The sequence below is a fragment of the Hafnia alvei genome (assembly GCF_964063325.1).
GTDB lineage: Bacteria > Pseudomonadota > Gammaproteobacteria > Enterobacterales > Enterobacteriaceae > Hafnia > Hafnia alvei_B.
In genome coordinates this window covers 16,074-27,889 of record NZ_OZ061317.1, presented here as the reverse complement: position 1 = coordinate 27,889, position 11,816 = coordinate 16,074, and the positions used below count along the sequence as shown (strand labels likewise).

The 11,816-nt window shown below is 47.3% G+C and carries 14 protein-coding genes; 2 read left to right on the top strand and 12 right to left on the bottom strand.

Annotated elements, in window-relative coordinates; genetic code table 11:
- Window positions 1-2 precede the first annotated feature (2 nt).
- From pilP to AB3Y96_RS23140, 10 genes are all read right to left on the bottom strand, one after another.
- Window positions 3-518 (bottom strand): type IV pilus biogenesis protein PilP, encoded by a 516-nt coding sequence (pilP, locus tag AB3Y96_RS23185; protein WP_064575626.1) that lies wholly within the window; start codon window positions 516-518, stop codon window positions 3-5.
- The gene (gene pilO2 / locus AB3Y96_RS23180) at window positions 505-1,785 is read right to left on the bottom strand and encodes a type 4b pilus protein PilO2 (protein WP_115349492.1); all 1,281 of its coding nucleotides are present in this window, start codon (window positions 1,783-1,785) and stop codon (window positions 505-507) included. The genes pilP and pilO2 overlap by 14 nt, the downstream gene beginning before the upstream one ends.
- 4 nt (window positions 1,786-1,789) lie before the next feature.
- Entirely contained in the window at window positions 1,790-3,415 is a 1,626-nt protein-coding gene (locus AB3Y96_RS23175) for a PilN family type IVB pilus formation outer membrane protein (RefSeq protein ID WP_115349491.1), read from the bottom strand.
- Between the two features lie 14 nt (window positions 3,416-3,429).
- Window positions 3,430-3,861 carry a type IV pilus biogenesis protein PilM gene (gene pilM, locus AB3Y96_RS23170; protein WP_115349490.1) on the bottom strand — a complete coding sequence of 144 codons (432 nt, stop codon included), beginning with the start codon at window positions 3,859-3,861 and terminating at the stop codon, window positions 3,430-3,432.
- Window positions 3,861-4,850: a TcpQ domain-containing protein gene (locus tag AB3Y96_RS23165; protein WP_181881133.1), complete on the bottom strand. Its 990-nt coding sequence runs from the start codon at window positions 4,848-4,850 to the stop codon at window positions 3,861-3,863. Before AB3Y96_RS23165 ends, pilM begins: the two co-directional genes overlap by 1 nt.
- A gap of 123 nt (window positions 4,851-4,973) precedes the next feature.
- On the bottom strand, window positions 4,974-5,285 hold the full coding sequence (locus tag AB3Y96_RS23160; RefSeq protein WP_115349488.1) for a hypothetical protein: 312 nt from the start codon (window positions 5,283-5,285) through the stop codon (window positions 4,974-4,976).
- Between the two features lie 185 nt (window positions 5,286-5,470).
- A complete protein-coding gene (locus tag AB3Y96_RS23155) occupies window positions 5,471-5,665 on the bottom strand; it encodes a hypothetical protein (protein ID WP_064575638.1) in 195 nt (64 codons plus the stop codon).
- Window positions 5,666-5,678: 13 nt separating this feature from the next.
- Window positions 5,679-5,882 carry a TraR/DksA C4-type zinc finger protein gene (locus tag AB3Y96_RS23150; RefSeq protein WP_064575643.1) on the bottom strand — a complete coding sequence of 68 codons (204 nt, stop codon included), beginning with the start codon at window positions 5,880-5,882 and terminating at the stop codon, window positions 5,679-5,681.
- Window positions 5,883-5,940: 58 nt separating this feature from the next.
- Window positions 5,941-6,597, bottom strand: coding sequence for a hypothetical protein (locus AB3Y96_RS23145; protein WP_227741815.1), 657 nt, complete (start codon window positions 6,595-6,597; stop codon window positions 5,941-5,943).
- Between the two features lie 205 nt (window positions 6,598-6,802).
- Window positions 6,803-7,339, bottom strand: a complete 537-nt coding sequence (locus AB3Y96_RS23140; protein WP_064575649.1) for a transcription termination factor NusG — start codon at window positions 7,337-7,339, stop codon at window positions 6,803-6,805.
- A gap of 947 nt (window positions 7,340-8,286) precedes the next feature.
- Between AB3Y96_RS23140 and repA the strand changes: the two genes are divergently transcribed.
- Window positions 8,287-9,216, top strand: a complete 930-nt coding sequence (repA, locus tag AB3Y96_RS23135; RefSeq protein WP_309544524.1) for a plasmid replication initiator RepA — start codon at window positions 8,287-8,289, stop codon at window positions 9,214-9,216.
- 1,019 nt (window positions 9,217-10,235) lie between these two features.
- Here the strand turns inward: repA and AB3Y96_RS23130 are convergent.
- Complete coding sequence (locus tag AB3Y96_RS23130; RefSeq protein WP_115349486.1) at window positions 10,236-10,421, bottom strand: hypothetical protein; 186 nt, start codon at window positions 10,419-10,421, stop codon at window positions 10,236-10,238.
- A 323-nt stretch (window positions 10,422-10,744) separates the two neighbouring features.
- On the opposite strand from AB3Y96_RS23130, the gene AB3Y96_RS23125 reads away from it, so the two are divergent.
- A complete protein-coding gene (locus AB3Y96_RS23125) occupies window positions 10,745-11,080 on the top strand; it encodes a hypothetical protein (protein ID WP_115349485.1) in 336 nt (111 codons plus the stop codon).
- Between the two features lie 83 nt (window positions 11,081-11,163).
- Here the strand turns inward: AB3Y96_RS23125 and AB3Y96_RS23120 are convergent, their stop codons facing one another.
- A complete protein-coding gene (locus AB3Y96_RS23120; protein ID WP_367300416.1) occupies window positions 11,164-11,772 on the bottom strand; it encodes a hypothetical protein in 609 nt (202 codons plus the stop codon).
- Between the last annotated feature and the right edge of the window lie 44 nt (window positions 11,773-11,816).

Genomic DNA, 11,816 nt, shown 5'->3' with positions numbered 1-11,816 from the left:
CGTTAATCCTCTGCAAAAGCCAGTATCCAAGGCTGCTTGCCTGGTCTGCTGACGGTGACGGCATCGAAGGAGATTTTCTCGACTTTTAGGTTCGTACCGGGGATAGCGTTGCCGGCTTGAACCATCAGTTGGTTACCCCCGCTGGTTCTGATTAACGCGGAGACTGTTTTTCCGGCCCCCGTGATTTGGATTACCAGAGGCGGGGTATCATCTTTTGCCTGTGCTGCCGGCGCAGCTGACTGAGAGGCCGAAGTATCATAAGGCAATGGCGCGCTGGCGAGTGTGCGACTGTCGCCATCACTGCCGAGCTTTTGAAGCTCAACGAGCGCTTTATCGCGCAGGAGTTGAGCCTGATAGAGCATGGTTTGCGCCTGTATATCTTCCATATTGACAACATTACCGCCCGATGGCGGTGTTGAAACCATCATGGCTTCAGGCGGGGGCGGTGTGGGTTCAGATGCAGCCAAAACCAGCACAGGAAACAGTGCCAGTGAAACCAGTAGGCTATTTCGCAGCATAGAGATATCCCTCTAGGGTATAAGTCAGTTGACCGTCACGCTGAGTCAACGAAACCTGCGACAAACGCAGTCCGGTATCATCAAAGTGTTGAGTTAAAAACAGGCGGTCAGGGGGAATGTCGGTGACAAAGGTAAACGCATAGGTATTCCACGGGACGTCGATAAGGTTTCCGGCGTCATCACGTAGCGAATTGTCTTGTTTGACGATTTGCAGCGCTGCATTGATGCGTTGAGCAAAACTGGTGAAGCGCTGTGTTTGTATGGCATTGCTCGGTACGTTTTCAGCCCCTGTGGTTGGCGGGGCGGTGAAGCTGAGCGTAAAACTACCCATATTGGCCGCACCAGGAATATTAAATTCCGCCGCCACCCCCGGATACCAATGAGGAAGTCGATTGGCAAAATCGGCCACGGTACCCCCTTCAGGCAGCGAGTAGTTAACTGACAGGCTTCCGATCGGTGTACATTGCGCCTGTGCAAACGTCCAGCCCGCGATAGACAGTGGCAGCGTTTTCCAGTGATTGTGGCACGTTTGTAATACGGTATTAAAACGCGGTAGGTCGGCCCACGGACGATGCCCGTTTTCACTTTTCATTGCCGCTCGCTTTGCTGCCAGTTCGGCCTGCGCCGCCGCAATTTCTTCCTGTTCCTTGTATTGCTCCCAGTATTGCCAGCTAAAGTGACCGGCAATAATGAGCGCCAAAAGGACAAGCCATAGCATCGCAGCGGCTTTGACATTGGTCGGCACCAGACGCGGTGTTTTACGTCCTTTCACACGAGCCAATAAGTCATCCAAACTCGGTGAAGGCTGCGTATTTTCAAGCCCAAAACTGTCAGGCGCGACGACCTGCCAGCCTGCGGGGGGCAGGGGATTCATCATGATAAAGACATTGATGGCGTTCTTTATCTGCTCGGCTGTGCCGACGATATCGCTCAGTGGGGAAAGCTGGCCGCCAAGCGTGGCCACAAACCACCATTGCTCCTCCGATAAAGGAATAACGGCGTAGCCGTTTTGTGGCAAATGAGGCAAGAGATGCAACGCCAGTGAGCGGTACGGCTGACGGTCACGGGATTCACGAAAGGCCGACAGGACCGTCGTGCCCAGAAGCCATTTTTCACCGCGCCACACCAGGAAATGGTCAGCACCTTCTGTTTGGGCTTTCTTGCGGGAACGGCGAGTCGACTGGGGTGAAGTGACCTCCCAGTTGAGCCCCGCCACGTAGTGACACTTTTCATGGTCAACGACGTAAATATTCGGCAGTTTTTCCATGAAATTATCCCATTATGATTGGTGTAACGAACATGACCAATTGAGTCCGGTTCTGCTCACCGCTTGCTCCGCCACCCAGACCAAAGAAGCGTGGTGAGCCGACACCCTGATGATCTGCCGTGGTGTTAAGCTGCTCATAGCCGCTTAAAATCAGCGTTTGACCTGATTTCATATTGACGCGCTGCGTGAAGGTTTTGAGACGGGTTTTCATCAGTTCAACAGAACTGTTCTCCCCTTCTTTGACTGTACGCATGGTCGGGTCATCAGACATATTGACGCTGAATTGCAGCTGCATCTGGCTGCTGTCAGGCATCAAATACGGCAGCACCGTCATATTAAAGCCGGTGGTTATCGTTGAACGTGTGGCAGAAACGCTCGTGCCGACGTTGGCCGTCTGGTCACTGCTAATATCAGAGATATAGTCTTGCTGCAGGGCAACCTGAATAGGAACGGCACTCAGGTTCGTGGTGAGACTGGATGATTGCGTCGCAACGCTGACTTTGCCTTGTTCTGATAAAGCTTTGACCAGCGCTTTTGTTCCTGCGCCTTTCCCATCGACGATCATCGCACCGCCGCTCGAAATCGCGTCGTTAGCGTTGGTGAACGCGTTTGAGAAGGTCGCTTTGACACTACCAAGGCTTAAAACGGCGTCCCAGTCGATGCCGAGCTGGTCAGTGCGTTTGTTTTCGACGCTGTAGATTTGAACGTTGAGTACAACCTGACGGTTCAACTCACGGTTGCGGCCGTCAATATACTGGCCTATTTGTGACAGGACGCGAGAGGTATCGGTAACCGTCAGAACACCCGCTGCGAGATTCATGCGGCCGACACCCGGTGTAAGCATCGACTTCACCGTCGCAGAGACATCACCGTACAGGTTTGACTTGATGGACATGTCGGTGGACTGCGAGGTGTTGGAGTCGCCGCTAATCCCGCCGCCGCTACCTCCGCCGCTGCTGCCCGTTGAGGATGTTGTGCCACTGACAGTTTTTGAACTGAACCCTGCCTGTGAGTCCATAAACAAAACAGGAAAGTTTTGCGTGTCGAGATAGTAAATCACTATCCGACCGTCCTCATAACGCCAAGAAAGACCAAGCCGCGCCGTGATATTGTCCAGAAAACCGTCGAGTGACCCTTTCCAGTAAACGCCACGTAGAGATAGTCCGGCACTTGGCCGGGATAGGGACGGTGCAGGCGAACTGCCTCCCATCTGTGCCAGCGGCATCATACCGTTGGCATCGGGGGCGGGCAAACTGCCCTTGATTTGTTCTGTTGCGCCGCCTTCCTGTGTTATCTGACGTGCATCCGGTGTGAGTACCACAGAGATATTACAGGTACGGGTAATAAAAGCGCTGATGTCATTAAGAGATATGGCACCGGGACGATTAATTGGAATAAGGCAGGCGGGCAGGCGTTCTCTATCGCGTCCTTTGGCGTTAAGAGGAACCGGGTTTATCCACTGACTCGGGAGTTCACGAACGACATTGCCGCTTTTTAAGGTCTGCAGATGCTTTGTCGTGGTGTTCTCGGTCTCACTGACTTGTTTACCCAGTGAGTCAATTCTGTCTAACGTGCTACAGCCGGCGAGCAGGCACGCCATCGCCAACGCAGTGAGCGTTTTTTTCATCATTGGAGTTCTCTTATTTAATTAAGACAGACCAGACTGCCGTCAGGCACGGTGCTAGGGACTGCGACCTGCATATCGGTGTTAGTGGCATCAAACAGTCGCCGACTGCGTACCTGACCCACTAATGCCGTGCGATCGCTTTGGGCCAACAAGGCGTTAAACAATCCGGGCTTCGTCGGTTGCCATACCCACAGACGGCTGTTGACGACCTGATTTTTCAGATGGTTTGAGAGAGGGATGCCCAATTGACGGGCATCGATGGTGCCATTCTCTAAAGGATGGCTGTATCGCCAGTCATTGAGGGCGGTGAGATAGGTGAAGGTTTGTCTGGCCTGCTGGGGTAGCTGATTGTGAATGTTCTGCTCTTCCCGTGCCTGCCCTAAAGGTGAAAAAGATCCGCCATAAATCACCACGGCAAACAGCCCCAGACAATAGAATAGCCAAGGCATCAGCGTGGCTCCTTATCATCAACCAAGAGCACGCATTGCGCTGACTGCGTAGCCGCATAGAGCGGGGTCGAAGCGGTGCCGTAGAGAATAAAAATGTCGTTGATGGCTTTTTGGAATGTTCCTGTGAACACCAATGGCGCATCAATGCGGTAATTGACGCTGGTATTCCATGCGAGTTTCCAACTGCCTCCGACTGCGCATTTCTCACGTATCGTCCAATCCAGCAGGGTATCTTTGAGGGTGGCACCGGTATTCGCCTGCCAGATAAGGGGCTTGATAACGGGAGGTTTCACCACGGCGTGGCCATTTGTTAATGCGACGGCTGATGTTTTTGCGCGACTTCCCGTGAAGGGATTTTTTCCCGTAGGTTTGTCTGTTGCTGATTTAACTACAGCTGTCTTTGAGGTGTTCACGGTCGTTTGGGCTGCATCAAAAATTGATACTTTTTGTTCAGGCCAGTTTATCTCGGCGCGGAGTTTTTCTTGTGCCAAAACGCGATTGAGAACATAAGGCCATTGGTCATTGCCGGACCATGCCAGCGGCCGCCTTACCTCGGGTTTGAGCCCAATATCATAGTGGATGGTCCAATCGCTCGGTACAATGTTAACGAGGGCTTGCCGGAGCGTTGGCGCTTTACCAGCTGCCGCCAATGCGGGGATAGTCGGCGTCTTTCCGAGATACGTTAATGTCGGTATGCGTGCTGATGTTGTTACTGGAGTACGCGAAGGCGCATTGTTCGTCTTGGGTTGTGATAATCCGTGGGCGTTTTGAGTCAGGAGCGAAGACGTTGTGCGAGAGATTCGGGGAGGTGCAGGCAAAACAGGCGTCAGGGCCGCAATCAGTTGTTGTTGTACGAAGCTGACTTTCTGTGTATTGACCGCCATCATCGAGTCGACAACATCATTGGCTGGTACATCAGGTACATGGCTTCCCTGAGCTGCGCAGCCACTGAGCAACAGCCCAAAGGCGGTGACAGTGTGTTGTTTCATGGGGGCTCCATGGTGCGAGATTTTTTTGTTAAGTGGCTTTCGGATGAGAACTAGGAGAGTACATAAATACATGTGGCCAAAACGACGAGTAAGATAACGGCCGGTAGGGCTTGGTAAAAAGGGTTAGAACGAAGGAGGCGCGGTAAATGTTGGTGGATAAATATAAATATCAAACCACTCAGCACCAAAACCCGCTTGCACATGTGTTCCCTTTATAGGTAAAGCCAGCTTATGCGCAAACGTGCTGTTGATACTGCCACGCTGTATATTCCCTGTGAGAGTGACAACCGAAAATTTTGAACGGCTGGACGATACAATGTTGAAAAGTAATGAGAGCTGGTTGTCGTCTTTATCCTTTACTTCGAAAGGCACGGCTGTCACCTGATCGACGGGGTATGCACCGCTTCCTGAAACCCATAATTCTTTGTGAGACACATCCGAGCTCGACGGGACCTCTCTCCACACTTCCCATGAAAATTGACATATCCCTGTTTTTACATCACAGGTTCGTGGTGTGGGTAATACCTGCTCATTAGGCTGTGATGTTGTGCACGATGCCAGTGCAAGTGCAGAAAGAAGGAGGAGAACGTGTTGACAACGACGGGGGCGCAATAAGTGTGTCATGGGTTTTTTCTCTGATTGAGCTGCGAAATGGCTTTATTGAGTTCGTCAGGTTCAAGTGTTGGCAGTAACTCGATCAGAGCGCAAAGCACATGACGCGCACTCACCGGGATATTGCAGGCGTTTGTTGAACGAATAGCCTGAAACTCTAACGTTTGGGCATAGTGTTTTTTGAGTGAAAAACAACGCTGCATATGAGGTTCCTTATTATTGTGAGATTAATTCGAGAATGGACTGGCAATCCACACAACGTTGGACGCCGACAAGCGTTTTTCGACGCAGCTCAGGGATGGGGTCGTGACAGTCACAACAATGCGTGGCTGATGGTCGATGTAATGAATAAGTGCGGGTAAATTGAAACTGATTTAAAAATTCCATCTCTTCGTCGGCGCGATCACAAATATCAGACATAGCGTTCTCCATCGTTAACAGCTGGGAAATGTGAAGGTGGGATGGTGTTGCTGAAAAATCAGTGGTATTGCGGTGTCCAAAGCTTATCGGGTTTTGCTCCCCACACACTTTCAGATAACGACGACATGCCGATGTACAGTGTGCGTAATACCGTGCGGCCTAACGCCATTTCATTGCCTCGCATAACCGCAAACCCGAACTGATGAAAAACCTCCTCAAAATGATGATCTTCCTTATTGAGTACGAGCTGGAACGTCAGCGGCGCGTTCATCTGCCCCGTGGCCTGAAACGACTCTTCTGTACGCGTTAGCTGCAAGTAGTGGTTGTATCGCGTTTTTGCCCTGTTCATGACTTCGAGGGTGATTTCTTCTGGAAAACGGCACACGCAGCTGCGCCAGTGATTGCTATGCAGCGCATTTTTGGCATCACGTAAGCGAATAAAATCACATTGGTCACTCAGCACAGACTGCTCCCAAAGCGCGCTTAAGACACCTTCGATGGGCATGTGTTTGTCTTTGGCCAGAAGCTCTCGTAGAGAACTGAACTCTCTGGCTAATCCAGAAAAAGTCGTCACTCTACGTGCTTGAGTGAGCCACTGAGCCAGAAATTTTCGTTGTGAAGATTCAGATTGAAAGGGTGTGTCATCATGGGCGCAACGCAGAGCAACCAGCATGCACCACAATAGATGTGATACCGGGTTTTCGAGTTGAGACATAGGCGATACCAAAGGTGAGTAGAAAACTATTTTGGACTGATGCCTGTTTTCCCTGCTGTCTTGAGGTTAACGAGGGTTGAGACAGTTCACGGCAAAAGAACGGGGGATGTTCATCGAAAGGTGCCGGTCAGGCATCAGGCCAAAATAGTCAAAAAAATGCCCCAAAATTTGGGGCCATTGGGGCAAAAGGAACTTGCTACATGGTTCAAAGTTTCTCTGGTGTTGGAAAGTGAGAGAAAGCGGTGTTGGCGGTGTTAAACGCCAATTCGTACAACATACTGATCCGTGATATAGGCTGTGACGTTTTATCCAAAGCCAGCAAATAATCATATTGCTTTTGTGTTAACCAAAGACGTGAAGCGGCTTCTAACTCAGGTTGTGCCGCAATATTAAGCGCGACGTCTGGATAGGTTTTCATTAATGCTTCAACAATCATTGGTCTAACAGGACTGATGGTCCCACCAACATGAACAAAGTCGCAGAAAGCGGTATGGCAACGAATGTTCGCGATGCTGTGTACATCAAAGTTGGCTTTCAAGAAAAAGTAACCGGGAAAAACCGGAGTCACTCGCTTGCGATAGCTGTACATCTTATCGCTGCGTTTGATATGCGTGACCGTTAACGGTGTCCAAGGCACCATGTGCTGACTAGACAACCAGTCAAACAAATACTCCCTATTACGTCCCCCTGTGATGTATTGCGCTAAAAACCACTGATAGTGCTGCACTTGTTCAATATTCATGAAGGCTCCGCACGAACCGATCCCCGCAGGGACCATTCTGTATTCATGTGGGGACGAATACATTCAGTGATAACGCTGAAGCAGGCTTATGGACGCGCACCTAAGCACGTTGGCTGCAGTTCTGACAGCGTTATAGCTCAACCTATTCTTGTCTCTAAAACACCGAAAGAACACATGGCGGAATGTTCTTATATGAATAGTGTTTTAAACTAGTTGTAATAGTAGATACGATCTAAACATCTATTAAAAGGTAAAATGTCGATCTTATATTTTATTCAATGCCTGTTTTTGTAGCATAAAATACTAGTACAGATCCATTTATTAGATCCTTTGACCAGAAATAGAAGAAAAGACGATCTTTTAGATCGCTAGTTGCCATTTTGTCGGATAAATCGACTATTCAAAAAAAGAGTACAAAACGTGATATATGTCACATAACCCTCGGGGTTACTGATGCAACACATTGTTGTGAATGGATATATTTTCAATAGTTATATTCACACATAGAAAGTATGGCTTTTAATGGAGAGGTTTTTAGCGCAGGATAGATGGGCGTTGACGTCACCGTGACGGGTGAACCTAATGGGCCAAAAGAAGAATTAGTGATACCAAATCAGATCTTCACGATCCATTGGTTGCAAGACAACGAAAATACGGTAAGATTTACGCACTCTGCGCTGAATTTTAGGCTAATTTGCCCTTAAATTGCGCTGAAAATGGATTAAAACGGGGATCGGTCATCGACCGGACTTCGTGATGGGATAGGGCATATCCTTAAATGCTCAGGGAAAAAGGCTCAAAACAGCGGGCCTTGAATGCAAAAATCCCCCGAAATCTGGTTCAACTTGGCGGAAGATACAGATATCAGGGGATCACAAAGCAGGCGCTGGCCTGTAAGAGATTATAACGCATGCAAATCAGAAAACAATACCCGAATACCGCCATAAGTGTCGGCGGGCGTGAATAATGTAAGTCCATTCGAAAATCGCAAAGAAGATAGACGCCATCGGGGAGAACATTCCACGGTGTGCAAATGTCCTTCCCCGCTTTATGTGCGGCCTGCGCACTATAAACCTTTGAGCAAACAACACGGTCGCGCTCTGCGTAACCTGATGAGCCGGGATAAAACCACCGGTGAATGGGTTATACGTCGCCGTGTATCAGCTGATCCCGTCTTTACCTATTTACGTCCTTTCTGCGACCGGAAGCGGGCGTTTCGTGAAGTCCGTCGACGTCTTCTAGATGCACTTTTTGTACTTTTGGTCAATAAAGCTGACTTGGCCACCGGTATAGTCACCATCAATATCACGCGCTTGGCCGAAGAACTGAGCCCACATGATGACGAAGGGAATGTGATTGCCGAGAAAGCGGTGACCACCTCCCGCGTCTCTCGTCTTATCGATGAGCTGGCCAAGTTCAACATCATCCTATCGCCGGAAACTGAGTGGGATTTTGTGAACGGTTGTCGTTTTCCCAAGCATGTCATCATTACCGATATTGGCTGGCAGCTGACGGGCGTTGACATGGATAAGCTGCGTGCCGAACGTGACGAGCGTCTGCGGGCTATAAACGATGGGGTGTTACAGCCTGGTGAGTTTCTAACGGTTAGGCAAGCGCGAAAGCGCTGGTATGAACGCTGCCGGCAACAAACTATTCTCAGCCGCCGTACACGTGCGATTGAGGGTAAACAGCGCCGTCAGCTGGAAGAACTGCCGTTTGACGAACGTAAACGCCAAGTCGCAGAACAAATATTCCGCTCGATGAAAGGGCAGACACAGCACCTGACACCACAGCAATTTGAGAAAATGGTCTGGACGAAGCTTTACCAACTGGAATTAGTTAACCTTCAGCCGCCGGGTTCGCCACCACCACATTAACCCTGCCTACTTTTCAATCATCCGCTTCCTGCGGAGGCTTCGCTACACCTGCTGTTTATTTCTGGTGAAAAAAACAACACTCTCTGCCACTAAAAGGTGGCATCGGTGATCAAACCGTGTCGTCAAAGCCAGTCTTATCATTTTATCCACACTTATCTGCAAATAGTCAGAGAGGGTTACTTGCAACCGCCCTAGAGAAACCTGCAATTTATTCAGGGTTTCACCCTTACGTATTCTCTTTAATAAATACGTTATTATTCGCTGGATAAAATTTGTGGATAACGGGGATAAAGTAAAAACACAATAATGCCTTCGCTTGCTCCGGCCATGCCGTGCCGCTCAGAAGTTTATTAAGTACCTCCCACCGCAAGCGGCGGGCCCCATTAGAGACAACCTAAACGCATACAAAATTTTGGCTAGGTAGCTGGAAGATTTGAATCCATGCACGTAAGCGGCTCTACGACCCGCTAACGCGGAGATACACCCCGACTGCGGCAAAGCCTTGTCGTGGTCACTCCGACAGCATAATGACGCTTCTACATCGCTTTGAGCGGGTTTGACTTAGCAGGGATGGGATGGGGATTGGGGATACCTATCAAAACAGAGCGGCTTCGCCGCGTTACCGGCGCCATTTAACGTTAGTGTCATATTCAACAACGGCTGGCGCCTCCATGCCGCAAAGCGGCATTCAAAGACTGGCTGCGCACTGCTCGCCAGTCCCATGCTGTACATCACATAAACGAAAATATAGATTGGTAACTCTATGAAATATAATCAAAAGAAACATATTAATGGATGATTTGTATATCAAACATATTTCACTATCTGACATCCCATTTTTTATGAGTGAATATGAATAGTAAACAAGGAATTTTAAGCCGATGAGTTTATAGAGATGAAAGCAGAGCGGGCAAGGATTGAGGATAACGTTAAACAGCCAAGAAAAACGATTGATACTGATAGTCAAGAAGCAACAAGCAAGGCAGAACGATCAGTATCAAACGGTTTAAGCATGTGATTTACTTTCTCTTAACTGAGAGTAAGTTCCATGTATAACCTTGCTTAACCTTAGCGCTAAGAGATGATTTAGATTTCCCTTCAGCAATTCTTATCGCTGTGCTCTCAGTTTCAGCCTCTACTGTTTCTGTAGTATGCATAGTGTTATTTTCTTTTCTTACATCAAATTTAACAGCCCATTTAGCCATGATAAAACCTCTTATGGTTTTGATAAAAATTAAGTGATTTTAGTATGATTACTGCTATTTTTTAGTTTTTTATATTAGTGTAGAGAATGAAATTCTATCTCTATTAGATACAAAAATTGGTCGTTACGCAAACTTTATGGCGATATCTATAGCAGAGAAGGGTTGTCGCTTCAGCGAAAACAGATATATTGCGCCAAAATTGCTAATGACGATGTATAATTCAATAGTTTTCATGGCTTGCATACCTATGGAAATAACTCCCCCTTGATTAACGGGCGTTATCGGGGGGAGTTACCCAAATCATTACGATAAAAGGGATTAAAATGAAAAAAATATGGGTAGTAGGATATATTTTTATTTCTGCATGCCTGTTAGCTGCATGTGGAGATAAGGGAGATGCATTGGCTGGGACGTTCGTAGGCGTTAAGAAACAGAATGTATGGGTTCTAAGCTATGATAAAAGCCGTGATGAGTACAATCTGAAAAATTATTTCTACTCAGATAATAATTATGATTTTTCAATAGATACCAATCATCTTAAACGTCATGGTGATTGGATCGAGAATGAAGAAAACCCTTATTACATAAAAGTGATTGATAAAAATACGTTGCAATATCTTGATATTCCGGACAACCTTTATAAAAGAATTGAAGAATAAATCTTGCTTAATGAACTTCGAAACTAAAGCTGGCATAGATATGCCAGCTTTAACAGTTGGGGTAAACCACCAACTGCTTTCCCTTATTGACTATATGGCATGCCTACATAATAACGGTCTGAATAAAGTTTGTTATTAATCCAAAGTTTACCATCAAATTTATCTAATTTCGTTGAGTAAATACCACCAAATATAGCGGCTGTTTGTTTAGATTCGATATTGAATTGACCTTTGGTACCATCCTGATATAAAACTGTAACACTAAACGGTGACATTGGCTTAGTGTACAGAACCATATCTTTACGTGAATTTTCAGAATCAACCATGTGTGGTGTAGCATATAAAACACGTTCTATCTTTCCTGTGTAATCATAAACAAAACCTTTGATAGGTTTTATTATAATTCCTGCATTTTTCAAGTCTTGCCCAGAGCGCAATCCTACAAGAAGTTCATTACTGGTAAATCCCATAGTATGTATGGTTAAGTCAGGATAAATTTTAGCCAGAAAGAAATCAGCTGGTAATTCGTTTACAGGAAGTTTTTCAATATTTTTTATTTTTTGGAGATCTATTTTATTTTCATTAATGTCTAGTAATTCCTGAGATTCCTTTAGCGCGGTGATTACCATTTCTTTGGAGGGCGTAGGGTGCTTCAATCTAACATTTGCACAACCTACAATTGTGAAAATCATGAATATAAGTATGAAATTTTTTGTATTGAAAAACACTTTTGCCT